Genomic DNA, 23,037 nt, shown 5'->3' with positions numbered 1-23,037 from the left:
CCCCGCTCTTGTGGAATCGACACCACCATACGAACGTGCTGTCACGTCAGCGCAGGCCGCGCCCACTATGGTGGACGTCTGCGTACGGATGTGAAGGGGCAGCAGTGAACGACGGCGACGGGACCCTCGGGGCACAGGACCGCGGGAAGCGGTTCGGGCCGCTCGGCACGGCGTTGGTGATCATTCCGACCTACAACGAGGCGGAGAACATCAAGGGCATCGTCGGCCGGGTCCGCAAGGCGGTGCCCGAGGCGCACGTGCTCGTGGCCGACGACAACAGCCCCGACGGCACCGGCAAGCTCGCCGACGAACTGGCCGCCGAGGACGACCACGTCCAGGTCCTGCACCGCAAGGGCAAGGAGGGCCTCGGCGCCGCGTACCTCGCGGGGTTCCGCTGGGGCATGGAGAACGGCTACGGCGTCCTGATCGAGATGGACGCCGACGGTTCCCACCAGCCCGAGGAACTGCCCCGCCTGCTGACCGCCCTCAAGGGCGCCGACCTGGTCCTCGGCTCCCGCTGGGTGCCCGGCGGCCGGGTCGTGAACTGGCCGAAGTCCCGCGAGTTCATCTCCCGCGGCGGCAGCCTCTACTCCCGCCTGGCCCTGGACCTTCCCCTGCGCGACATCACCGGCGGCTACCGCGCCTTCCGCCGCGAGACCCTCGAGGGCCTCGGCCTCGACGACGTCGCCTCCCAGGGCTACTGCTTCCAGGTCGACCTCGCCCGCCGCGCGGTCAAGGCCGGCTTCCATGTCGTCGAGGTGCCGATCACCTTCGTCGAGCGCGAACTCGGTGACTCGAAGATGAGCCGCGACATCCTGGTCGAGGCGCTGTGGCGGGTCACGTCGTGGGGGGCGCAGGAGCGGGTGGGCAAGCTGCTGGGCCGTGCCAAGCCGTCGTCGCCGTCGCGGCCGTCACAGTCGTAGAGTTCGTCGCCGTCGTAACCCGCGCCCGCGCAGCGCGCGTCGGTCGTCGGGGCGTCGGCCGTCCGCTTATCCCGCTCTGAGCCGGGCCCAGGCACACTGGACGCATGACGACTGGCGCACCGACCCCCACCTATCCCGCCCGGCCCCGGCGCTCCCGGCTGCGTACCTTCCTGCCGCTGGGTCTCGCCGCGTGGCTGGTGCTGGAGATCTGGCTGCTGACCGTGGTCGCGGACGTGGCGGGCGGGCTCACGGTCTTCCTGCTGCTGGTCGCCGGCCTGGTGCTCGGCTCGGTGGTCATCAAGCGGGCGGGGCGACGCGCCTTCCAGGCCCTGAACGAGGCGCTGCAGCGCGGCGGCGCGCCGACGAGCGGCGGCGGCAACGGCCTGATGATGCTGGGCGGCCTGCTGATCATGCTGCCGGGGCTGATCTCGGACGCCTTGGGCCTGCTCCTGCTGATCCCGCCGCTCCAGAAGGCCCTCAGCGCTCACGCGGAGCGCACATTCGAACGAAAGCTGCGCGAGGCGGCGCCCGGTTCGTTCGGCGGCGCCTTCCAGCAGGCTCGCATGCACCGCCCCGACGGGAAGATCGTGCAGGGTGAGGTCATCAGGGACGAGCCGGGGGACACTCCGCAGGAGCCGAGGCCGCCGCTGATGGGCTGACGACGCACGGACATCGTAAGAGGCCCGGCGCTCCCTGAGCGCCGGGCCTCTTTTTGGGCACAGCAAACCGCGGGCGCCGTACGTCACCTTCACGTACGGCGCCCGCGGTTGCACGCATTGTTGCCGGGTCAAACCCGCCCAAGCCCCGTAGGGACTCGCAGGGACTACGCCGACTTACGGCTGTCCCGGGGATGAACCGCGATGTTCATCGCCCCGGAGCGGAGAACGGCAAGACGCTCCTCGAGGACCTCTTCGAGTTCCTCGCGGGTACGCCGCTCCATCAGCATGTCCCAATGTGTACGCGCGGGCTTGGCCTTCTTCTCCTCAGGGCCGTCGCCATCCACGAGGAGTGCCTGGGCCCCGCAGACCTTGCACTCCCACTCCGGCGGGATCTCCGCCTCGACCGAGAAGGGCATCTCGAATCGGTGCCCCTTCTCGCATGCGTACTCCACGGCCTGGCGCGGGGCCAGGTCGATGCCGCGGTCCGTCTCGTAGCTGGTCACCACGAGGCGCGTGCCGCGAAGAGCTCGCTCACTCATGAATCGTGCCTCCCGGGCTTGTCGCCCACAGGACAGGTGTCGCTGTCGTCGTCATCCGGTCAACGTCCGGTCGGCGGTAAAGATTCCCGTTCCGTGTCCCGTTCCGGGTGATGCGTCGCCGTCGTAGCCGCAGCCTTGCTGACCAATGTCGTACCCACCGGCGCCCGGTTTGTCACATCTGCTAGCAGATGTGACCCAGCGTTTCGGCATCTTTGACGCGCAGTAACGGTACGCCTGGCAGGCCAAACGCGTACACTACCGCCCTTTCGCTCCGAACGCTAAATCGTCGGCGGGACCGGATTGCCCGCGTCGCTGATCGCCCGCCGCACCGGAACCCTCGCGAGCAGGGCGAATCCGAGGACGAAGAAGGCCACGAGGGAGATGATTGCGTCCCGATAACTTCCGGTCAGCTGGTAGGTGATCCCGAAGAGCAGGGGCCCCAGCCAGCTCATGCCGCGGTCGCTCATCTCGTACGCCGAGAAGTATTCGGCCTCCTTCCCCGGCGGCACGAGATGCGAGAACAGGGACCGGGACAGGGCCTGACTGCCGCCCAGGACCAGCCCGATGCCGGCCGCCAGCACGAAGAACCACACCGGCGCCCCGGCCGGCAGGAAGTACCCGGCGGCCAGCGTCACCGTCCATGCGATCAGCGAGCCGAGGATCGTGCGCTTGGCGCCGTAGGTCCGGGCGAGGCGCCCCATCGCGAGCGCCCCCGCCACCGCCAGCACCTGGACGAGCAGCACGGCGCCGATGAGGGTGGACTGTCCGAGGTCCAGTTCCTCGGAGCCGTAGACCGACGCCTGGGAGATCACCGTCTGGATGCCGTCGTTGTAGATCAGGTAGGCCAGCAGGAACGCGAGCGTCAGCGGGTGGCGGCGCATGTCGCGGACGGTCGCCGCGAGCTGCCGGAAGCCCATCGCGCCGGGTGCCTTTGTGCTGGGCTCCTTGTCGCCTGCGTCGCTCGTGGTCCGGCGGTCGCGCAGGCGGCGCAGCGGGATGATCGCGAAGGCGGCCCACCACAGGCCGGCCGACGCCAGGCAGATGCGGACGGCCATGCTCTCCGAGACGCCGAAGGAGTCGTGCGCCAGATACAGGACCAGGTTCACGATCAGCATCAGCGAGCCGGACGCGTAGCCGAAGGCCCAGCCCCGGGAGGAGACCGCGTCGCGCTCCTCGGGCGGGGCGATCTGCGGGAGGTAGGAGTTGTAGAGCATCATCGCGACCGACTGCGCCGCGTTCGCGACGATCAGCAGGACGCCGCCGAGCAGATAGCGGTCGCCGTCGAGGAAGAACATGGCCGTGGTGGCCGTCGCCCCCAGGTAGGCGGCGACCGCGAGGAGGGGCTTCTTGCGGCCGGTGCGGTCGGCGGCGGCGCCGACCAGGGGCATCACCAGGACGGCGACGATCACCGACAGGGACACCGAGTACGCGAAGAACGATCCCGCGCGCACCGGGATGCCCAAGGGATGGACGAACCCGTCCGCGTCCGCCGCCTCCTTGGCGACCGACGTCAGATAGGGGCCCAGGAACACGGTGAGCACGCTCGTCGAGTAGACGGAGCACGCCCAGTCGTAGAAGTACCAGCCGCGCTGCTCGCGCCGTCGCCCGGCGGCCTCGTCGGCCGCCTCCGTCCGCACGGTACCGGTGCCCACCCGTGCCCTCGCTTCCCCGTGGTGATCCCGCGCGAGGGCGGAGACGCGGACGGGGTCAGACCCAGACGCCCCGGTCCTCCATGACCTTGCGCAACGTGTCGATGTGATCGGTCATGATGCCATCGACTCCCAGGTCCAGGAGCCGGTGCATCGCATCGGGATCGTTGATGGTCCACACGTGCACCTGCAGCCCGCGCGCATGGGCGGCGCGTACGAAGCGGTGGTCCACCACCTGGATCCCGGACTGCGTCTCGGGAACCTGGGCGGCGACCGCCGAGCGGCGTAGCGCGGCCGGCACGCCCCAGGAGCGCAGCCGCAGATTGAGGACGCCCCGGGTGCCGTACGACGTCGCCAGGCGGGGTCCGGCCAAGCGCTGGGCGCGGATGACACGTGCCTCGGAGAAGGAGCCGACGCAGATGCGGTCCCAGGCGTTGGTGCGCTCGATCAGCTCCAGGAAAGGGTGGAGCGCCGGCTCCGCCTTGAGGTCGACGTTCCAGCGCACGTCGGGGAAGGTCTCCAGGAGCTCTTCGAAGAGGGGGACCGGTTCCTTGCCCGCCACGCGCGCGTGCCGTACGTCGTCCCAGGGCAGGTCCGCGATCCGGCCCGCCCCGTCCGTCACCCGGTCCAGGGTCGAGTCGTGGAAGGCGACCAGCTTGCCGTCGCGTGTGGCGTGGACGTCGGTCTCGATGTACCGGTAGCCCAGTTCGACCGCGCGCCGGAACTGCAGCACGGTATTCTCCAGGCCGTCCGCCGCCCCGCCCCGATGGGCGAAGGGGATCGGGCCGGGGTGGTCGAGGTAGGGGTGGCGTATCCGCGTGGTGCTCACGGACGCAGTATCGCCCCCCGGGGTTGCCCGGTGGCAACGACCGTGCTGCCGTCCGATGCCGAGGGGACGGCGAACACCCGCAGGAAGAGCTGGGCGAGCGGGCCGATGGACAGCGCGTAGAGGACGGTGCCGACGCCGACCGTGCCGCCCAGCACGAAGCCCGTCACGACGACCGCGATCTCGACGGCCGTGCGCATCAGGCGGATCGAGCGGCCGGTGCGCCGGTGCAGGCCGGTCATCAGGCCGTCCCGGGGCCCCGGTCCGAAGCGGGCGGCGATGTAGAGGCCGGTGGCGACTCCGTTGAGCAGGATTCCGGCCAGGAGAAGGGGAATCCGTACGGCCAGGGTGTGCGCCTCGGGGATCAGGGCGAGCGTGCCGTCCATGGCGAGGCCGACGACGAAGACGTTGGAGACCGTGCCGAGGCCCGGGCGCTGGCGCAGCGGGATCCACAGGAGGAGCACCGCCGCGCCGACGACGATCGACACGACGCCGATGGTCAGGCCGGTGCGTTCGGCGAGGCCCTGGTGCAGCACGCCCCAGGGCTCCAGGCCCAGGCCCGCCTCGACGAAGAGCGCCGCGCTCGCGCCGTAGAGCGCGAGCCCGATGTAGAGCTGAGACAGCCGCCGTATGAGATGCCCCTGCGGCAGACGTCGGACGGGATGCCCGTGCGTGGACAAGACGTGCCCCCCTGTGGTGGTAGTGGCCTGACGCATGACACCCTGTGGCTTGGGAAGCATCGCCCTCCATGGCCAATTCGGGGAAGGTGGACTGGAAATCATGGCGCAGTGGACTTCTGCGGTGGGTGCCGCACAGCTCGCCCGGCTCCTCACCTCCCAGCAGGACCGCCCTGCCGGCCCCGGGTCGAAGCGCCCGCCCGCGTATCGGGCGCTGGCCGACGGCATCCGGCTGCTCGTGCTGGAAGGCCGCGTTCCGGTCGGTGCCCGCCTGCCCGCCGAACGTGAACTTGCCCTCGCGCTGTCCGTGAGCCGTACGACCGTGGCCGCCGCGTACGAGGCGCTGCGCAGCGAGGGGTTCCTGGAGTCCCGGCGCGGGGCCGGGAGCTGGACCGCCGTACCGGCCGGGAATCCGCTGCCCGCGCGCGGGCTGGAGCCGCTGCCGCCCGAGGCGCTCGGCTCGATGATCGACCTGGGCTGCGCCGCGCTGCCCGCGCCCGAGCCGTGGCTGACCCGTGCCTTCCAGGGCGCTCTGGAGGAGTTGCCTCCGTATGCCCACACGCACGGTGACTATCCGGCCGGGCTGCCCGCTCTGCGCTCGATGATCGCCGACCAGTACACGGCGCGTGGGATTCCGACCATGCCCGAGCAGATCATGGTGACGACCGGCGCGATGGGCGCGATCGACGCGATCTGCCATCTGTTCGCGGGCCGCGGAGAGCGGATCGCGGTCGAGTCGCCGTCGTACGCCAACATCCTCCAGCTGATGCGGGCGGCGGGCGCCCGGCTCGTGCCCGTCGCCATGGCCGAGGGGCTGGCGGGCTGGGACATGGACCGGTGGCGGCAGGTGCTGCGGGAGGCCGCGCCCCGGCTCGCCTATGTGGTCGCCGACTTCCACAACCCGACCGGGGCACTGGCCGACGAGGATCAGCGGCGGCGGCTGGTGGACGCGGCCCGGTCGGCGGGGACGGTGCTCGTCGCCGACGAGACGATGAGCGAGCTGTGGCTCGACGAGGATCTCCAGATGCCGCGACCGGTGTGCGCCTTCGACCCCGCCGGGTCGACCGTCATCACCGTCGGGTCGGCCAGCAAGGCCTTCTGGGCCGGGATGCGGATCGGCTGGGTGCGGGCGGCTCCGGATGTGATCCGCAGTCTTGTGGCCGCGCGCGCGTACGCCGATCTGGGGACGCCTGTGCTGGAGCAGCTGGCCGTGAACTGGCTCTTCGGCACGGGAGGTTGGGCGCAGGCGGTGGACGTGCGGCGGGAGCAGGCCCGGGAGAACCGGGACGCCCTCGTCGCGGCCGTGCGGCGGGAGCTGCCCGAGTGGGAGTTCGAGGTGCCGCAGGGCGGGCTCACGCTGTGGGTGCGGACCGGGGGCTTGTCGGGGTCGCGGCTCGCGGAAGCGGGGGAGCGGGTCGGGGTTCGGGTGCCGTCCGGGCCTCGGTTCGGGGTGGACGGGGCTTTCGAGGGGTATGTGCGGTTGCCGTTCACCGTGGGGGGTGCGGTGGCGGAGGAGGCCGCGGTGCGGTTGGCCGCGGCGGCGCGGTTGGTGGAGAGCGGGGTTTCCGGGGGGAGCGATGCGGTGAGGCCGTTCGTCGCGTGACACGGGCGCAGCCTGTGGGCAGTCGTGCCGCTGGGGCGGCACGGGGTGGGCGCAGGCGGCACCCGGGCCGGCGCCGGCCGAGCGACCCGCCCCGGCAGCATCCCCCCGCCGGCGACTACGAAGTCTCGGCCACAACGGCGTCCGCAGGCACCGGCTCCGGCTCCGGCTCGATCTTCTCCAGCTTGGCCGGCGGCTCCGCCTCCACCGGCGTCGTCCGCTCCGGCAGCAGGTCCAGTACCGCCTGCCGGTGCGCGTCGCTCGTTGCGTCGTCGTACGGGTCCGGGGTCGCCGGGACCTGGAGGCGGTGGACGGGACCCGTGCCCAGGCGGGCGTAACCGCGGCCGGGTGGGACGTCGGCGACCAGAGTGGTGTGCGGGGGAGCGCCGAGGACCGTCTTCAGCTGCTCGGCCGTCGCGGGGCCGAGCACGACACGCGCGCGCGTGTGCTGTCGTACGGCATCGCTCAGTGCGTCCATGCCGTCCCACTGGTCGGCCACGACCACCGTGACGTTGACCGCGCGGCCGTGTCGCAGCGGGACCTGGAGCAGGGACTGGGGGTCCTTGCGGTTGTCCGCCGCGGCGAGGTGGGTGAACGCGGTCGGGCGGTCCACGAGGATCCACAGCGGGCGCTTGGTGTCGTCCGGTGGGGGATTGCCGGCCTGACGGGCCCGGTTCGTGGCGATCAGGCGGCGCTCCGTCTCCGTCGTCGCCCACTCCAGGCTCGCCAGCGCCCCGGACAAGCCGCACTCGACGGCCAGGACGCCGTCTCGCCCGATCAGGCAGGCGTACTCGCCGGTGCTGCCGCCCTCGACGATGACGACGTCGCCGTGCTGCAGGGCCTGCAGGGCGATGGAGCGCAGCAGGGTCGAGGTGCCGCTGCCGGGTTGGCCCATGACGAGCAGGTGGGGTTCGGTCGAGCGGATGCCGGTGCGCCAGACGACCGGCGGTACGTCGCGCTGTTCCTGGCCGTGGGTGAGGGGGAGCGTGCGCTGGACCAGGGTGTGGTCGGTGAAACCGAGGACCGTCTCGCCGGGGGTCGTGACGAAGCGCTGGGCGGCGATGCCGGTGGGCAGTGGCGCGAGGGCCGTGACGGTGAGCTCGTTGCCCATCTCGTCCCAGATGAAGTAGTACTCCCGGCCACGGCCGGACTTCGCGGCCAGCAGGTGCTCGATCCGCGCGCGGGCCTCCGCCTCGCCGTCGGTGAAGTAGGCCGGGTAGCGGACCAGCAGGGTGCTGACCCGTCCCGTGCCGTCGAACTCGTACTCGGGGAAGGCCTTCTCCCACTCGCCGCCGTGGGTGTACAGCGGTGCCGGGTCCTCGGCGGCGGAGAAGTAGGGGACCAGTGCCTCGTACAACGACCTCAGCCGTTCCGTCTGCGACTCGTCGGGGCCCTCGGGTGCCGACGGCCCCCGGTCCCGGCCCTGCCAGGCCGCCGCCGCCATCAGTGTGATGACGGCGAGCAGCGGGCCGTACGGAACGAGCGCCACGACCAGGATCACCGAGGCCACCAGGAACAGCAGCATGCTGCGCCGGTCCTTGGGCGTGTCGGCCCACTTGCGCCGCCCGGCCGAGGCCAGCCGGCGCAGCCCGCGAGTGATCGTGATCAGCGGGTGGAGGACGTCAGAGGCGCTGTCGGACGCCGTCCGGGCCAGCTCCCGGCTTCGGGCGAACTGTGCCCGGGCCAGATCCCGGCTCCGGGCGATCTGCGCGCTGCCTGTGCTCAGGATGCGGGGGAGGGGGCGGCGGGCCACTGCTGTCTCCTGGAGGTGCGTACGGGCGGGAGGGGGCGGCGTCAGAACTGGATGCCGCCCAGGAGGCTCGCCAGGCTCTCGCCGCCGGCCTTGATGCTCGGGGCGATGGCCGTGCTCGCCAGATAGAAGCCGAACAGGGCCGAGATCAGGGCGTGCGACGCCTTCAGTCCGTCCTTGCGGAAGAAGATGAAGACGACGATGCCGAGCAGGACGACGCCTGAGATGGAGAGGATCATGTGAGTGCTCCTGGTTGGGTGGGGACAGTCACCATGAGTACTTCCAGGCTCACAGGATGTATCCATACGATAAAAGGTGCAACTGGGTGAAATTCGGCAGATTTCCCTCGGGTGGCGGAGTGTCCTTGGCCGGATGAGCTTGGGTGGTGCGTCCGACCGTGTCTGCGATGATCTTTGCCGCGGGCGCATCGGGTCATGTGCCGCGCGAGCCAGTACCCTGGCGAATCACTCGTACGGCCGAGCACCGCTCGCCGGCCGTACCCTTGCTCCCCGCAGTTCCCTGTAGTCCCCGTGTGCGTAGTGAGAGGCGGTCCGGCCGATGACTGAAGCCCCCGACCCCGAGGTCGTGGAGCTGGCGACCAAGATCTTCGATCTGGCCCGGCAAGGGCAGACGGAGGCGCTCGTGGCGTACGTCGACGCGGGTGTTCCGGCCAACCTCACCAACGACCGCGGCGACTCGCTCGTGATGCTCGCCGCCTACCACGGGCACGCCGACGCGGTGCGTGCCCTGCTCGCCCGGGGTGCCGAGGCCGACCGTGTCAACGACCGAGGCCAGACGCCCCTCGCCGGTGCCGTCTTCAAGGGTGAGACGGAAGTGATCAAGGCTCTGCTGCACGCCGGCGCCGATCCGGCCGCGGGTACTCCCTCGGCCGTCGACACGGCCCGGATGTTCGGTAAGACGGAACTGCTCGAACTGTTCGGCGCACACTGAGCCGAGCGCTCTGACCAGCGAAAACCAAGAAAACGGGGGAGGCGGTACGGGGCCGCCGAAATTTCGGTCGCGGCAGATGGAAGTGCCGAGTCATCATGACGTCGTGATTCACGGACGCGATGGCTGGGCAGGTGTTGCCGCACCGCGCGGGCCGTGATGCGGTCCGCGAGGGCCACTGACGAGAGGCAGAGGAAAATGGTCTACAGCAAGCAGGAAACGGCGGGCGCCCCGACGTGTTGTCACGCGGCCAGGTGAAGCAAGAACCCCGGTTGCGTCGACGCTTGATGTGAGGCTGTTTCCCATGTTCGAACCGGTCATAGCGCCCAGCGGTACGCTGCTCGGCCTGCTTCAGCGGGGCCGCGGCGACGGCACACTGCACGCGCTCACCGCCCCGCGCGCCGAGGCGCTCGCGGCCCTGAACCACTGCGTGCTGCGGGATCCCCGCCACGACTGGCAGGTGGAGAACCGCTCCCTCTACTACGCCCGTCTCTTCCTCGACCTGAACGGCGAGCTGGACGAGATCGAGGCCCACCTCTTCGACGTCGAGGACGCCCTCGACACCGACGAGTCACGCACCGGGCTGGCCCTGGCCGTCCTCGGCCACCTCGCCTCCTACGGCAGGCGGGACGCCCTCGAACTGCTGCGCAGGTATGCCGCCACGGGCTCCAACTGGGCCTGGGCACTGGACGAACTGGCGCTCAGGGACGACGACGCGGGGCTGCGTGCCCTGGCGGCGCCCGTCCTGGCGCGCTTCCCGGCCGACCCCGAGGGCGAGGCCGAGCTGGCCGTCGCCGTACGCGATGCTTTTGAGCCACGGCCGTGGCGGCTGTGGGCCGAGGATCCGCGCGAATCGATCGCCACGCGCGTGCGTGCCGCTCAGGAGGCCGGCTGTTTCGACCGCTGGCAGCGGCAGATGCGACCGACCGGGCCCCGTCCGGGGTGGAGCGTGCAGGCGGTCTTCGAGTGGGCCCAGCAAGGCATGGACCGCGGTGCCGCGCTCCATGTGCCCGCCGCGCGGTGCCTCACGGCCGTCGCGGGGCCCGAGGACCGGCCCGAGATCGTCGCCGCCGCCAAGGACGGCACCGACGGAGCCCGCTGCACCGCCCTGCGCTACCTCGCCGACAGCAATGATCCGGACGCCCTCGACCTGATCGAGGCGGCCGTGGTCACCGGCTCACCGGTCGTCGTGGAGGCCGCCGTCGACGCATTCGAACGGATGCGCAGTGTGGCCGCCGTCGACCGCGCGCGCGGCTGGGCCCGACGGCCCGACGCGCTGGGTGCCGCCGCCGGACGCATGCTCGCCTGCCGCGGCGGGGCCGAGGACAAGGATCTCGTCCTCGCGGCGCTACGGGAGGCCGTACGCGGCGAAGGCCCCGACGCGCCGACCCTGTGGACCCTCGTCGACGGCACCGGACGGCTCGGAATCGCCTGCGCCGCCCCCGTCCTGCGCCATATCTACCGCGAGACGGCCTCCTCCCAGCTGCGCTGCCGCACCGCCCGCGCCCTCGCCGCCACCGACCCGTCCTTCGCCTCCGGCTTCGCCGTCGAGTGCCTCTGGGACTGCGAGGAGTCCACCCGGGAGATCGCCGCCCGGCACGCCGAGACCGGTGACACGCGTGTCGTCGAGCGGCTGCGCCGGCTCGCCGCCGACCCGGCCGAGGAGGACGAGGTGCAGACGGCCGTACGCAGCCGGATCGGGCCGGACACGGCGGCCGGCTGATATGGGGCCGGACATGGCGACCGGCTGATGTGGGATCGGACACGACGAGCGGCTGATCATCGCGCTGACACGACGAGTGGCTGATCATCGGCTGGACAGGACGAGCGGCTGATCATCGGGCCGGACAGGACCGTCGGCTGATCACCGGAGGCGGGACATGTGCTCACGCCGTGAAGGTCGGGGAGATCCGCCCGCCGGGTGAACACGGGATGACCTGCGGGTCAGGCACGCATGGACGTGATCTGACCCGCTCGGGGGCGCAGCGGAACGCTCATGGGACGTTTGTCGTTCGGAAAGATCCACTTTGACGCGGCCACGTCCAGCACGGCGACAACACCGGTATGCGTGTCGTCATCGTGACCGAATCCTTTCCCCCCGATGTGAACGGCGTGGCCCACTGCGCGCTCCAGACCGCCCGACACCTCGTCGATCGCGGTCACGCTCCCCTCGTCGTCGCACCGGCTCCCGCTCCCGGGAACAAGGCAGCCGCCTCTCTGGCGCCCTGCCCCGTCGTCCATGTCCCCTCCCTTCCGCTCCCCGGCTATCCCCAGGTCAGGGTCGCGCTCCCCAGCCGCCGCCTCGCCGCCGCGCTGATCCAGCACCAGCCCGACGTCGTGCACCTGGCCAGCCCCTTCGTCCTCGGCGTCCGCGGCATGGCCGCCGCCGCCCGGCTCGGCATCCCCGCCGTCGCCGTCTACCAGACCGACCTGGCCGGCTACGCCCGCACCTATATGGGCGCCGGCGAGGCCGCGGCCTGGCGGCGTATACGGTCCGTCCACTCCGCCGCCGACCTCACCCTCGTCCCGTCCAGCGCGTCCATGCGGGATCTCGAGGCCCACGCGGTGCCCCGGCTCAAGCTGTGGGCACGCGGCGTGGACACCGCCCGCTTCCGCCCCGAACTCCGCGACGAGGCGCTGCGCCGCGAACTCGCCCCGAACGGCGAGGTCATCGTCGGCTACGTGGGGCGGCTCGCCCCGGAGAAGCACATCGAGCTGCTGTCCGGTGTGTGCGGCCTGCCGGGCGTAAAGGTCGTGATCGTCGGCGACGGGCCGAGCCAGCCCGCGCTCGCCGAGGTGTTGCCCGGCGCGGTCTTCCTGGGCCGCCGCGGCGGGGACGACCTCGCCCGGATCTTCGCCTCGTTCGACATCTTCGCGCACACCGGCCCCTTCGAGACCTTCTGCCAGACCGTGCAGGAGGCCATGGCCAGCGGCGTGCCCGTCGTCGCGCCCGCCGCGGGCGGCCCGCTCGACCTGGTCGACCACGGACGCACCGGCCTGCTGGTGCCGCCGCGCGACGCCTCGGCCGTACGGGACGCCGTCCAGTCACTGGTCGCCGACCCGGCGCTGCGGGCCGCGTACGGGGGCGCCGGACGCGCCACGGTCGACGGCCGCACCTGGGCGGCCATCGGGGACCAGCTGATCGGGCACTACGCGGACGTGCTCGCCGCGCGCCGGGCGGTGGTGGCGGCATGACCGGCCTGCGCATCGTCCGACTCGCGAACTTCGTCGCCCCGGCCTCCGGGGGCCTGCGCACCGCGCTGCGCGAGCTGGGCAAGGGCTTCAAGCTGGCGGGCCATGATCCGGTCCTCATCGTGCCGAGCGAGAAGTACAGCGACTGCGACACCGAGCAGGGCCGGGTGATCACCCTGCCCGGCCCGATGCTGCCCGGCACCGGCGGTTACCGCGTGCTCCTCGACAAGCGCCGGGTCGCGTCCCTTCTGGAGGAGCTCGCCCCCGACCGCCTGGAGGTCTCCGACCGTACGACGCTGCGGTGGACAGGCAAGTGGGCCCGCCGCGCACGGGTGCCCGCCGTGATGGTCTCCCACGAGACCGCCGACGGCGTGCTGCGCACCTGGGGCCTGTCGGAGAACCTGTCCCGCCGCGCCGCCGACGCCCTCAACGTCCGTACGGCCCACACGTACTCGAAGGTCGTGTGCACCACCGAGTTCGCCGAGCGGGAGTTCGTGCGGATCGGCGCCCGCAACGTCGTACGGGCTCCGCTGGGCGTCGACCTGATGAACCGGCGTCCCACCCTGCGTGACGCGGCGCTGCGCGCCACCCACGCGCGTGCGGACGAGACGCTGCTGGTGATGTGCTCCCGGCTCTCCGTGGAGAAGCGGCCCGGCACCGCGCTGGACGCCCTGGAGTCGCTGCGCGGACGCGGCGTGCGGGCGGTGCTCGTGGTGGCCGGGAACGGGCCGCTGCGCGCGCGACTCGAACAGCGGGCACAGGAGCGCGACCTGCCGGTGACCTTCCTCGGGCATGTCGCCGACCGCAGCCTGCTCGGCGCCCTCCAGGCCTCCGCCGACGTGGCCCTGGCCCCGGGGCCCGCCGAGACGTTCGGGCTCGCCGCGCTGGAGGCCATGGCCTGCGGCACGCCCGTCGTGGCGAGCGCGTCCTCCGCGCTGCCGGAGGTGATCGGATCCGCCGGGGCCACCGCGGCGGACCACGGGGACGCCTTCGCGGACGCCGTGGAGATGCTGCTCGACCGTCCCGAGCGCGAGCGCCGGGAGGCGGCACGCGCGCGTGCGGAGTGCTTCGGCTGGGGCACGGCGGTGGACGCCTTCCTCACCGCGCACGACGCGGCGGTGCCGACGCGTCCCTTCGTGCGTGCGGAGGGCGCGGCATGAGACCGCTCCGTTACGTCGCCCTCGGGGACTCGCTGACCGAGGGGGTGGGGGATCCCGTGGGGAACAGGTGGCGCGGCTGGGCCGCGCTGCTCGCCGGCGGGCTGTCCGAACCGGCCGCCGAGTTCACCAACCTCGCGGTCAGCGGGGCCCAGACGCGGGACGTGCTGGAGAGTCAGCTGCCCGCCGCGCTGGCCCTGCGGCCCGACGTCGCGTCCGTCCTTGTGGGCGTCAACGACACGCTGCGCAGCACCTTCGACATCGAGAAGATCGCCGAACGCCTGGACAAGGTCTACGCGTCGTTCACCCGACAGGGCGCTGCCGTGCTCACGGCCTGCCTGCCCGACCCGGGCACGATGCTGGGCCTGCCAGGAGTCCTGGGCAACCCGCTGGCCCGGCGGCAGCGGGCCGTCAACACGGTGGTCCACACGCTGTCCGAGCGGTACGGGGCGGTGCATCTGCACGCGGTCGACGACGCCTGGATCATGGACCGCTCGATGTGGAGCTCGGACCGGCTGCATCCCGGGGAGCGCGGGCACCGGCAGATCGCCCTGCGCTTCCACGCGATGCTGGCGCACAGGGGCGTCGCGACGGAGACGGCGCCCTCGCCCGAGCCCGAGTTCCCGCCGCCCACCAAGTCGGCGAGCCTGCTGTGGCTGGCCACCGCGGGCACCGCCTGGGTGATCCGGCGGTGCAACGACCTGCTGCCCCAACTGCTGCGCCTCGCCGTCGACGAGATGCGGCACCGCGCCCAGGGCACCACCGCTCTGCTCGACCTGCGCGCGGCGCAGGCGGCCTCCATGGCGCTGACCTCGCTGTCGGCGGCGGCGTCGATGCCGTTGGCCGAGCATCGGGTGGGGCCCGTCGAGGATTGGGCGGTGCCCGTCGAGGATCGGGTGGTGCCCGAGCATGAGGTGGTGCCTGAGCGGCGGTCCGTGCCTGAGTATCGGGCCGTGTCGGGGCAGCTGCCCCTGCCGGAGGGGCCGGCGGTGCCCAGCCGGATGACCCTGCCGGAGGGCCTGTCGCTGCCCGGGCAGCGCTCGGTCTCGGGGCAGCAGCCCGCACCGGAGGCGGCGTAGCGGGCGTGTGCGTGGCTCACGCGTGTGTGGCTCATGCGTGCGTGGCGGGAGTCAGCGACGGCGTACGGCCACGAAGCGCAGCGGGGTGCCCGGTACCGCTTGGGCGGCGGCCGGGAGGTCGGCCGCTCGGACGGCGGCGATCACCGGGTAGCCGCCCGTGGTCGGATGGTCGGCCAGGAACACGACCGGCCGGCCGTCGGGCGGGACCTGGACCGCGCCCAGGACCATGCCCTCGCTGGGGAGTTCACGGGTGAGGGCCCGTTCCAGGGCGGGGCCTTCCGTGCGCAGCCCGATGCGATTGCTGGCGGAGGACACGCTGTAGGCATGGGAGGTGAAGGCGCGCACTGCCTCCGGCGTGAACCAGTCGTCGCGCGGGCCCAGCGTCACGCGCAGGACGAGTTCGGCGGGGGGAGCCGGGTGCGGGGCGACGTCCACGCGCGCGTGGAGCCCCGTAGGGCGGCCCAGAGGCAGCACCGCGCCGTCCGTGAGCGGCGGTGGGCCGAGACCCGACAGGAGGTCCGTGGAGCGGCTGCCGAGGACCGGCTCTACGGCGATGCCGCCGGAGACGGCCACATAGCTGCGTACGCCGGAGACGGCCGCGCCGACGTCCACAAGCGCGCCGGCGGGCACCCGCACCGGAGCGCCCCAGGCGACCGGGCGCCCGTTCACCGTGACCCGGCAGGGCGCGCCGCCGACCGCCGCGGTGACCGTCGAACGAGGCCGCACCGCACAGCCGTTGAGCGTCGTCTCCAGTACTGCCGCCTCGGGGCTGTTGCCGACCAGACGGTTGACCAGCGCCGCCGCCGGCCCGTCCAGCGCACCCGAGCGCGGCACGCCGAGGTGGGCGTGCCCGGGGCGGCCGAGGTCCTGCACGGTGGTGAGCGCCCCGGCGCGGACGACGGAGAGCGCGCGGTCGGTCATGAGCTCCCCACCGGAACGAAGCGCACGCGCGTGCCCGGCGACAGGAGCGCGGCCGGCACGCGCGTGTGGTCCCACAGGACGGTGTCCGTGGTCCCGATCAGCTGCCAGCCACCCGGCGACGAGCGCGGGTACACGCCCGTGTACGGGCCGGCCAGAGCCACCGCACCGGCGGGTACGGCCGTGCGCGGAGTGGCCCGCCGCGGGACGTCGTAGCGCGGGGGCAGGCCGGTGAGGTAGCCGAACCCGGGGGCGAAACCGCAGAAGGCAACGCTGAATTCGGTGCCCGCGTGGATGCGGGCCACCTCGTGCGGGGAGACGCCCCAGTGCGCGGCGACCTCGGCCAGGTCCGGTCCGTCGTAACGCACCGGGAGTTCGACGACGTCACGCGCGCGTGGGGGAGCAGGGGGCACGTCGGACGTGGACAGTTCGGAGGCCAGGCGGGCCGGGTCGGCGAGGCCGTCGAGCAGGACCGTGCGGGCCGCCGGGACGATTTCGCGGACCGACAGCCAGCCCTCGGCGCGGCGCCGCAGCAGCTCGGCGTGCAGCGCCTGGGCCTCCTCGCTCGAGGACACCTCGACGAGCAGGGCGTCGTCGCCGACGGGCAGCGCCCTCATACGAAGGCCTCCACCCGCACACCCGACTCCTCCAGCCGCGCCCGCACCCGCCGGGCCAGCTCGACGGCGCCGGGAGTGTCGCCGTGCAGGCACAGGGAACGCGCGCGTACCTCGATCCGGGCCCCGGAGCGGGAGGTGACCACGCCGGAGCGGGCCAGGCCGACCGAGCGCTCCACGACGGCCTCCGGGTCGGTGACCACGGCGCCGTCCTGGCCGCGCGGCACCAGCGTGCCCTGCTCGGTGTACGCGCGGTCCGCGAACGCCTCCGTGACGGCCGGGAGGCCGGCCTTGGCGGCCAGCTCCAGCAGTCGCGAGCCGGGCAGGCCGAGCACGGGCAGGGCGGCATCCGCGAGGAGCACACCGTCGACGACCGAGCCGGCCTGCTCCTCGTCGTGCACGACGCGGTTGTAGAGCGCGCCGTGCGGTTTGACGTACGACACGCGCGTGCCCGCCGCCCGCGCGAAGACCTCCAGGGCGCCGATCTGGTAGGCGACTTCGGCCGCCAGCTCGGCGGACGGCACGTCCATCGCGCGCCGCCCGAACCCCGCCAGGTCCCGGTAGGAGACCTGTGCGCCGATCCGCACCCCCCGCTCGGCCGCCTGCTCGCACACCCGCCGCATGGTGGCCGCGTCCCCGGCGTGGAAGCCGCAGGCCACGTTGGCGCTGGTGACGACGGACAACAGCCGTTCGTCGTCGGTGAGCTGCCAGCGGCCGAAGCCCTCGCCGAGGTCGGCGTTGAGGTCGATCGAGGTCATGGGTCCTTCAGGGGCTCGGGTCGGGAATTTCTCGGGGCGGGGGCTGGTCAGGGGACCGCATGCCGGGGATTTTGTCCCGCGTCAGGTGACCGCGCCGATGCGGAACTGTTCGTCTCGGGCGTCGGTCAGGAACATCTGGCCCGGCGCGTGGGTGATGGCGAACGGCGGGCGCGAGGCCATCACCGCGGCCTGCGGGGTCACTCCGCAGGCCCAGAACACCGGGATGTCGTCCGGCTCGGCGTCCACCGGATCGCCGAAGTCGGGACGGCCGAGGTCGGCGATGCCCAGTGCCCAGGGGTCGCCGCAGTGCACGGGGTCGCCGTGCACCGCCGGAAGCAGGCTGGTCTCCCGGAGTGCCGCCGCCAGATGCTCCGGCGGCACCGGGCGCATGGACACCACCATCGGGCCGCGCAACCGCCCTGCCGGACGGCACTGGCGGTTGGTCACGTACATCGGCACATTGCGGCCCTGCTCGATGTGGCGGATCGGGACGCCCGCCGCGGCCAGCGTCCACTCGAAGGTGAAGCTGCAGCCGATCAGGAACGACACCAGGTCGCCCCGCCAGTGCGCGCGCACGTCCGTCGGCTCGTCCACCAACTCGCCGTCTCGCCACACCCGGTAGCGGGGCAGATCGGTGCGCAGATCCGCGCCGTCGGCGAGGACGGTCGTCCAGGAACCGGCGTCCGTGACGTCCAGGACCGGGCAGGGCTTGGGGTTGCGCTGGCAGAACAACAGCATGTCGTACGCCCAGTCGGCGGGCACCGAGATCAGGTTGACCTGGGTGTGGCCGGCCGCGACCCCGGACGTGGGGCCTGTGAGGCCTTGCCGGAAGCGGGCGCGTGCCGTTTTCGGGCTCCACGCGTGCGCGTGCTCGTCGACAAGGGTGAGCGGGCGGTCTTCGGCCACGACAGGGAGCGGGCGGTCGTCGGCCACGACGGGGAGCGGACGGTCCTCCGTACGGTTCACACCAGCTCCTTCCCGCGCGTCTCCGGCAGTCCGAGCAGGGCCAGTGCCGCGATGCCGTAGCCGATCGCGCCGAACACCAGCGCGCCGCCCACGCCCCAGCTGTCGGCCAGGAAGCCGACCGTGGTGGGGAAGACGGCGCCCACCGCGCGGCCGGTGTTGTACGTGAAGCCCTGGCCTGTGCCGCGCACCGCCGTCGGGTACAGCTCGCTCAGGTAGGACCCGAAGCCGCTGAAGATCGCCGACATGCAGAACCCGAGCGGGAAACCGAGCACCAGGAGCAGGGTGTTGGCGCCGCTCGGGATGTTCGCGTACGCCAGGATGCAGACCGCCGACAGCAGGGCGAACAGCCAGATGTTGCGCCGGCGGCCCAGCCGGTCGGTGAGGTAACCGCCGGTCAGATAGCCGATGAAGGCGCCCGAGATCAGGAACGTCAGATAGCCGCCGGTGCCGACGACCGACAGCTCGCGCTCGGTCTTCAAATAGGTCGGCACCCAGGTGGCGAGGGTGTAGTAGCCGCCCTGGACGCCGGTGGAGAGCAGCCCGGCGAAGATCGTCGTACGCAGCAGGCCGGGCTTGAAGATCGCCGCGAACGAACCCTTCTGCGTGCTCTGTTCACGCACGGACACTGCCTCGGGGGCGTCGTGCACCCGCCGGCGCATCCAGATGACGAGCAGTGCCGGCAGTGCGCCGGTCCAGAACATCACGCGCCAGGCCAGGTCGTCGTCGACGAGCGAGAAGACGACGGTGTACATGATCGCGGCGAGCGCCCAGCCGACGGCCCACGAGCTCTGGATCGCGCCGAGCGTGCGCCCCCGGTGCTTGGCGCTCGCGTACTCGGCGACGAGGATCGCGCCGACCGCCCATTCGCCGCCGAAGCCGAGGCCCTGGAGGGCGCGGAAGACCAGCAGCGTCTCGTAGTTGGGCGCGAAGCCGCAGGCGACGGTGAAGACCGCATAGGTGATCACCGTGATCATCAGCGCCCTGACCCGGCCGATCCGGTCGGCCAGCACGCCCGCGAGGGCGCCGCCGATCGCGGAGACCACGAGCGTGACGGTGGTGAACAGGCCGGTCTGGCCGCTGTCCAGACCGAAGTACGCGGCCAGCGCCACCATGCTCAGCGGCAGCGTGAAGTAGTCGTACGAATCCAGGGCATAGCCACCGAAAGCGCCCGCGAAGGCGCGGCGGCCGCGCGGACCCAGGGCGCGCAGCCAGCCGAACGCGCCGTCATCGGCGGCGCGTTCGTCAGTGGTGGGGTGGGTGTTCGTCATGGCCTGCGGTGGAGGGGTCGTGCTCATGGGCACCTCGCAGAGAGGGGACGGAGGGTGCTGTGGACTGAGCCGTGCCGGTTCGACGTACCGTAGAGGATTGTTCAACGATCCCTCAATACCCATGTTGGTTCGTTCTTGCCATCTGCGATTGAATTCCGGCATGGCAGAGCAGCTGACCTCACTCGCCGAGGACCGCGCCCTCCTGGGCCGCACCAGCACCGCGGAGCGCGTTTCGGACATCCTGCGCAGCCGCATCGCCGAGGGGTTCTTCCCGCCCGGCACCCGGCTGTCGGAGGACAGCATCGGCGGCGCGCTCGGCGTCTCCCGCAACACACTGCGCGAGGCGTTCCGGCTGCTCACACACGAACGCCTGCTCGTGCACGAGCTGAACCGGGGCGTGTTCGTGCGGGTGCTGACGGTCGAGGACGTGGAGGACATCTACCGGACGCGCGGGCTCGTCGAGTGCGCCGTAGTACGGGGGCTCGGCGAGCCCCCCTACGGTCTGGAGGGCCTCGCAGCGGCCGTCGAGGAGGGCCGCCGGGCGTCGGCCGAGGATGACTGGAAAGGTGTGGGTACGGCCAACATCCACTTCCACCGGGAACTGGTCGCCCTGGCGGGAAGCGCGCGTACGGACGAGCTGATGCGCAGTGTCTTCGCCGAGCTGCGGCTCGCCTTCCACGTGGTGGACGACCCGAAGCGGCTGCACGAGCCGTATCTCGCCCGCAACCGCCAGATCCTGCAGGCCCTGGAGGCGGGCGACAAGGCCGAGGCCGAGAAGCTGCTCGCTGTGTATCTCGAGAATTCGCTGGAGCGGGTCGTGGAGGTCTATCGGCGCCGGGTGACGAGCACCCCCTGAGGGGGGCGGGGCTGTAGCGATGTGCGGCTCCGCCGCGTGGGCGCGACCAGCGGCAGACGGCCCGCAGTCAGGAACACAGTTCTCAGTTCCCCGGCTCAACCAGTGGAGCGCCGTCGTTTGGGTCGATGTCAGACCCAGGACCTAGTCTGTGCACCGTGACTTCGCCTGCATCGACGGACCGTGTTCCGCCCCAGCTCAGCGCGGGGCCGCGCCCAGCTCCGGGCCCGGCCGCCGACGAGGGACTGGCGCGGCGGCTGCGCGCGCTCGCCTGCACCGCGCCGCTGCACGACCTCGACACACGCAAGGCCAACCTCGCGGGCGAGTACTCGGTGTACGGCATGGCGGAGGTGGCGCTCGCCGCCATCGACCTGGTCACGCTCAACATGGACTTCGACACGGGCGCCGACCACGACCAGATCGTCGCCCGGCTCATCCCGCGCATCGCCGCCCAGGCCCCACAGCGCCCCGTCGCCGAGCACGAGCGCGTTGCCCGCTGGGTCCTGGAGAACCTGATCAACGTCGGCAGTGTGGACCGCGGCTTCCGGGCGGTGTACGGCACGTTCGCGCCGGACGGCAGCTATGTCCGCCGTGACTACGACTTCAAGCTGATCGAGGAGGTGCCGGGACCGGGCGGTACGGTGTACCTGCGGACGACCGACGAGGCGGTCAACGTCCTCGTCGGCGCCCTCGACACCGATGTCACCAGCGCCCAGATCGCCGCCGAGGTCAAGCTGGAGGTCCTGATCAACCGCGGCCGCCTCGCCGATGCGCAGCTGGCCGCCGAGCAGGCCCGGTACCGGACCGTGCAGTACTCGGAGACGCTCCGAAGGGCACTGGACGCGACCCGGCGGAACGTCCGGGCGGTGGACTGGCTGAACGCCGTACCGGACATGATCGCCGAGGCGCTCGACCACGTCGCCGACCGGTACCGGCACGAGAACGCGATCCTCACGAACATCCGCAAGGCGCGGGACGAGACCGAGGACCCGGAGCACAAGCGCCGTGCGGCCGAGCTCGTCGACATCGTCAAGGACTGCATCCGACGCCACACCCAGCTGCAGTCCCGGCTGCTGGAGGCCGGGCCGTTGTTCCGCGCCGAGCAGGACCGGCAGGCCTTCGCGACGCCCATGACGACATCGGGGATAGACCTGTACGGCCATCTCGTCGCGCCCGTGTTGCCGTTGCCGCTGGAGCAGGCGGTCCGGGTCACGGATGCCTTCTTCGCGCGCGGGACCGGGTTGCGCACACCGGTGTCGGTCCGGGTGGGGGACCTTGTCGACCTCCTGCTGACGCCGCCGGTGGAGCGGGAACATCTGGGGGCCGAGATGCCCGAGCCGGATCTCATCGCCACGCCGGACGACAGCCGGTTCAGCGAGGAGCAGTTGGCCGCCGCGATGAACCTGCTGGACCTGCCGGCCGACGCGCCGCGCCGACTGTCGGGTCTGCTGGCGGAGGCGCGTCGCCAGGACCCCGAACTGCCGTACCTGGTGGCCCTGCTGGCGGTGCACGCGGCCAGTCCACCGGTCGGCACCGCCTATCGGCAGGGGGAGGAGAAGCTGCTGTTCGCCGTGGACGACGGGACGGAGCTGGACGATCCCGAGTTCGGCGGGGCCGACCTGATCGTCGGGACGGCCCTGCTGGACGCGGCCGGAATGGCCGCCGACAGGACGGAAGCAGCATGAGTGAGCAACAGCGGAGCGAGGAGCACCAACCGTGAGCGAGCACGTCGAGTGGAGTGACGCGGAGGCCCCGGCCCCGTCGGCGAGCGCTGCCGTCACCCCCGCGGACGCCGCCGACGCGGCCCGGCTCGTTGCTTTCGGCCTGCAGCCCAAGCTGCAGCCCGCTCGGGACCAGGAGTACACCGAGCTGCTGCGGCGCTATCGCGAGGACCCGCCGTTCGCGCGGCTCGCTGACGCCGTGGCCGCGGGACTGGGACTGGTCGTGCTGGAGGTGTCCCCGCGCGCGGGGATGGCGGTGACCGCCGCCGAGGACTCGGTGTTCGCCGTGCGGATGGGCGACTACGCGCGCCGTACATCGGCCGACGGCAGCGACCGGTTCCTGCACGGGCTGGCCCATCTCGCCGTCGCCGCCATGGCCTTCCCGCGGCCCGAGGACCTCGCCGACGACGGTTACATCGGGCGCGTCACCGTCAACGGCGTGGACGCCTTCGTACGGCAGGCCTGCCGTCGGTTGGAGGAGCGGGCGGCCGAGCAGGGGGAGAACACCGACCCGGCCACGGACGCGCCCGGCCTGGAGGCCGCGTGGCGGATCTGGGTCAGACGAAGCGCCACCGGCGCCACCAAGGACGCCCGCCGGCTCGCGGGCTCCACGACCGGCATCGTCGGCAAGGCGGTGGCCTTCCTCACCGACTCCGGGTTCCTCCAGCGGACCGGGGACGACAACGGCGGCACCTACCGGACGACCGCCCGCTACCAGCTCCAGGTGCGTGACATGGCGGGCAGCGCCGCCATGGCCGAGCTGCTGGAGCTGGGCGTGGTCCCGGTCACCGACGGCACGCCGACCCTGCTGCCCGCCGAGGACACGGACGACCTGGAGCTGGTGGCCGACGCCGGGCTGCCGTTCCACTCCGCTTAAGCCCCCGAACGTCCCTGATCTTCCGAACTTCCCTGACCTGACGAAGACTTACGAGAGTCCGCC

Annotated in this window: 21 protein-coding genes and 1 pseudogene; 11 read left to right on the top strand and 11 right to left on the bottom strand. The window is 72.0% G+C overall.

Going from position 1 to position 23,037, the window contains the following annotated elements; genetic code table 11:
• Positions 1-104: 104 nt before the first annotated feature.
• Positions 105-923 (top strand): polyprenol monophosphomannose synthase, encoded by an 819-nt coding sequence (locus ACQEV2_RS06700; protein ID WP_433037578.1) that lies wholly within the window; start codon positions 105-107, stop codon positions 921-923.
• 104 nt (positions 924-1,027) lie between these two features.
• Positions 1,028-1,582 carry an FxsA family membrane protein gene (gene fxsA / locus ACQEV2_RS06695; protein WP_433037576.1) on the top strand — a complete coding sequence of 185 codons (555 nt, stop codon included), beginning with the start codon at positions 1,028-1,030 and terminating at the stop codon, positions 1,580-1,582.
• Positions 1,583-1,746: 164 nt separating this feature from the next.
• Here the strand turns inward: fxsA and ACQEV2_RS06690 are convergent, their stop codons facing one another.
• The 4 genes from ACQEV2_RS06690 to ACQEV2_RS06675 all read right to left on the bottom strand — a co-directional run bounded on the left by ACQEV2_RS06690 (position 1,747) and on the right by ACQEV2_RS06675 (position 5,312).
• Positions 1,747-2,121, bottom strand: coding sequence for an RNA polymerase-binding protein RbpA (locus ACQEV2_RS06690; RefSeq protein ID WP_003977404.1), 375 nt, complete (start codon positions 2,119-2,121; stop codon positions 1,747-1,749).
• A gap of 278 nt (positions 2,122-2,399) precedes the next feature.
• On the bottom strand, positions 2,400-3,773 hold the full coding sequence (locus ACQEV2_RS06685; protein ID WP_433037574.1) for an MFS transporter: 1,374 nt from the start codon (positions 3,771-3,773) through the stop codon (positions 2,400-2,402).
• Between the two features lie 55 nt (positions 3,774-3,828).
• The gene (locus tag ACQEV2_RS06680) at positions 3,829-4,599 is read right to left on the bottom strand and encodes a glycerophosphodiester phosphodiesterase (protein ID WP_433037571.1); all 771 of its coding nucleotides are present in this window, start codon (positions 4,597-4,599) and stop codon (positions 3,829-3,831) included.
• Entirely contained in the window at positions 4,596-5,312 is a 717-nt protein-coding gene (locus ACQEV2_RS06675) for a YczE/YyaS/YitT family protein (RefSeq protein ID WP_433037569.1), read from the bottom strand. The genes ACQEV2_RS06680 and ACQEV2_RS06675 overlap by 4 nt, the downstream gene beginning before the upstream one ends.
• 64 nt (positions 5,313-5,376) lie before the next feature.
• Here ACQEV2_RS06675 and ACQEV2_RS06670 point away from each other — a divergent pair, with 64 nt between their 5' ends.
• Entirely contained in the window at positions 5,377-6,876 is a 1,500-nt protein-coding gene (locus tag ACQEV2_RS06670; protein ID WP_433037566.1) for a PLP-dependent aminotransferase family protein, read from the top strand.
• Positions 6,877-6,991: 115 nt separating this feature from the next.
• On the opposite strand, the gene ACQEV2_RS06665 is transcribed toward ACQEV2_RS06670, so the two are convergent.
• Together ACQEV2_RS06665 and ACQEV2_RS06660 are read right to left on the bottom strand one after the other, a co-directional pair.
• Complete coding sequence (locus ACQEV2_RS06665) at positions 6,992-8,626, bottom strand: ATP-binding protein (protein ID WP_433037563.1); 1,635 nt, start codon at positions 8,624-8,626, stop codon at positions 6,992-6,994.
• 41 nt (positions 8,627-8,667) lie between these two features.
• On the bottom strand, positions 8,668-8,862 hold the full coding sequence (locus ACQEV2_RS06660) for a hypothetical protein (RefSeq protein ID WP_004002760.1): 195 nt from the start codon (positions 8,860-8,862) through the stop codon (positions 8,668-8,670).
• Positions 8,863-9,181: 319 nt separating this feature from the next.
• Between ACQEV2_RS06660 and ACQEV2_RS06655 the strand changes: the two genes are divergently transcribed.
• From ACQEV2_RS06655 to ACQEV2_RS06635, 5 genes and pseudogenes are all read left to right on the top strand, one after another.
• On the top strand, positions 9,182-9,574 hold the full coding sequence (locus tag ACQEV2_RS06655; RefSeq protein WP_433037559.1) for an ankyrin repeat domain-containing protein: 393 nt from the start codon (positions 9,182-9,184) through the stop codon (positions 9,572-9,574).
• A gap of 301 nt (positions 9,575-9,875) precedes the next feature.
• Positions 9,876-11,294, top strand: coding sequence for a HEAT repeat domain-containing protein (locus ACQEV2_RS06650; protein WP_433037556.1), 1,419 nt, complete (start codon positions 9,876-9,878; stop codon positions 11,292-11,294).
• A 341-nt stretch (positions 11,295-11,635) separates the two neighbouring features.
• Positions 11,636-12,766, top strand: a complete 1,131-nt coding sequence (locus ACQEV2_RS06645) for a glycosyltransferase family 4 protein (RefSeq protein WP_433037554.1) — start codon at positions 11,636-11,638, stop codon at positions 12,764-12,766.
• Entirely contained in the window at positions 12,763-13,923 is a 1,161-nt protein-coding gene (locus tag ACQEV2_RS06640; RefSeq protein ID WP_433037551.1) for a glycosyltransferase, read from the top strand. The genes ACQEV2_RS06645 and ACQEV2_RS06640 overlap by 4 nt, the downstream gene beginning before the upstream one ends.
• Positions 13,920-14,759, top strand: a pseudogene (locus ACQEV2_RS06635) (SGNH/GDSL hydrolase family protein); the annotation flags it as partial. The gene ACQEV2_RS06640 and the pseudogene ACQEV2_RS06635, both read left to right, overlap by 4 nt.
• A gap of 291 nt (positions 14,760-15,050) precedes the next feature.
• Here ACQEV2_RS06635 and ACQEV2_RS06630 read toward each other — a convergent pair.
• The 5 genes from ACQEV2_RS06630 to ACQEV2_RS06610 form a co-directional block, all read right to left on the bottom strand.
• Positions 15,051-15,920 carry a biotin-dependent carboxyltransferase family protein gene (locus tag ACQEV2_RS06630; RefSeq protein WP_433037549.1) on the bottom strand — a complete coding sequence of 290 codons (870 nt, stop codon included), beginning with the start codon at positions 15,918-15,920 and terminating at the stop codon, positions 15,051-15,053.
• Positions 15,917-16,534 carry a 5-oxoprolinase subunit B family protein gene (locus ACQEV2_RS06625; RefSeq protein WP_433037546.1) on the bottom strand — a complete coding sequence of 206 codons (618 nt, stop codon included), beginning with the start codon at positions 16,532-16,534 and terminating at the stop codon, positions 15,917-15,919. Before ACQEV2_RS06625 ends, ACQEV2_RS06630 begins: the two co-directional genes overlap by 4 nt.
• Positions 16,531-17,289 (bottom strand): LamB/YcsF family protein, encoded by a 759-nt coding sequence (locus tag ACQEV2_RS06620; protein WP_433037545.1) that lies wholly within the window; start codon positions 17,287-17,289, stop codon positions 16,531-16,533. Before ACQEV2_RS06620 ends, ACQEV2_RS06625 begins: the two co-directional genes overlap by 4 nt.
• Before the next feature lie 81 nt (positions 17,290-17,370).
• Positions 17,371-18,195, bottom strand: a complete 825-nt coding sequence (locus ACQEV2_RS06615) for a putative hydro-lyase (protein WP_433054243.1) — start codon at positions 18,193-18,195, stop codon at positions 17,371-17,373.
• A 56-nt stretch (positions 18,196-18,251) separates the two neighbouring features.
• Entirely contained in the window at positions 18,252-19,550 is a 1,299-nt protein-coding gene (locus ACQEV2_RS06610) for an MFS transporter (RefSeq protein WP_433037542.1), read from the bottom strand.
• A 133-nt stretch (positions 19,551-19,683) separates the two neighbouring features.
• On the opposite strand from ACQEV2_RS06610, the gene ACQEV2_RS06605 reads away from it, so the two are divergent.
• From ACQEV2_RS06605 to ACQEV2_RS06595, 3 genes are all read left to right on the top strand, one after another.
• Positions 19,684-20,379, top strand: coding sequence for a GntR family transcriptional regulator (locus ACQEV2_RS06605; RefSeq protein ID WP_433037540.1), 696 nt, complete (start codon positions 19,684-19,686; stop codon positions 20,377-20,379).
• A gap of 155 nt (positions 20,380-20,534) precedes the next feature.
• Entirely contained in the window at positions 20,535-22,061 is a 1,527-nt protein-coding gene (locus ACQEV2_RS06600; protein WP_433037537.1) for a hypothetical protein, read from the top strand.
• A gap of 31 nt (positions 22,062-22,092) precedes the next feature.
• Complete coding sequence (locus ACQEV2_RS06595; RefSeq protein WP_433037534.1) at positions 22,093-22,974, top strand: hypothetical protein; 882 nt, start codon at positions 22,093-22,095, stop codon at positions 22,972-22,974.
• Positions 22,975-23,037: the final 63 nt, after the last annotated feature.

Source organism: Streptomyces sp. CA-251387, assembly GCF_050936625.1.
In the GTDB taxonomy this organism is placed as follows: Bacteria; Actinomycetota; Actinomycetes; order Streptomycetales; family Streptomycetaceae; genus Streptomyces.
The sequence above is the reverse complement of the archived record's forward strand: the minus strand, read 5'-3'. Positions and strand labels throughout refer to the sequence as shown.

Coding starts and splice junctions, on each gene's coding strand:
- fxsA (WP_433037576.1), top strand. CDS start 1,028: ATGACGACTGGCGCACCGACCCCCACCTATCCCGCCCGGCCCCGGCGC.
- ACQEV2_RS06690 (WP_003977404.1), bottom strand. CDS start 2,121: ATGAGTGAGCGAGCTCTTCGCGGCACGCGCCTCGTGGTGACCAGCTAC.
- ACQEV2_RS06675 (WP_433037569.1), bottom strand. CDS start 5,312: ATGCGTCAGGCCACTACCACCACAGGGGGGCACGTCTTGTCCACGCAC.
- ACQEV2_RS06670 (WP_433037566.1), top strand. CDS start 5,377: ATGGCGCAGTGGACTTCTGCGGTGGGTGCCGCACAGCTCGCCCGGCTC.
- ACQEV2_RS06660 (WP_004002760.1), bottom strand. CDS start 8,862: ATGATCCTCTCCATCTCAGGCGTCGTCCTGCTCGGCATCGTCGTCTTC.
- ACQEV2_RS06655 (WP_433037559.1), top strand. CDS start 9,182: ATGACTGAAGCCCCCGACCCCGAGGTCGTGGAGCTGGCGACCAAGATC.
- ACQEV2_RS06650 (WP_433037556.1), top strand. CDS start 9,876: ATGTTCGAACCGGTCATAGCGCCCAGCGGTACGCTGCTCGGCCTGCTT.
- ACQEV2_RS06645 (WP_433037554.1), top strand. CDS start 11,636: ATGCGTGTCGTCATCGTGACCGAATCCTTTCCCCCCGATGTGAACGGC.
- ACQEV2_RS06640 (WP_433037551.1), top strand. CDS start 12,763: ATGACCGGCCTGCGCATCGTCCGACTCGCGAACTTCGTCGCCCCGGCC.
- ACQEV2_RS06630 (WP_433037549.1), bottom strand. CDS start 15,920: ATGACCGACCGCGCGCTCTCCGTCGTCCGCGCCGGGGCGCTCACCACC.
- ACQEV2_RS06625 (WP_433037546.1), bottom strand. CDS start 16,534: ATGAGGGCGCTGCCCGTCGGCGACGACGCCCTGCTCGTCGAGGTGTCC.
- ACQEV2_RS06620 (WP_433037545.1), bottom strand. CDS start 17,289: ATGACCTCGATCGACCTCAACGCCGACCTCGGCGAGGGCTTCGGCCGC.
- ACQEV2_RS06610 (WP_433037542.1), bottom strand. CDS start 19,550: ATGAGCACGACCCCTCCACCGCAGGCCATGACGAACACCCACCCCACC.
- ACQEV2_RS06605 (WP_433037540.1), top strand. CDS start 19,684: ATGGCAGAGCAGCTGACCTCACTCGCCGAGGACCGCGCCCTCCTGGGC.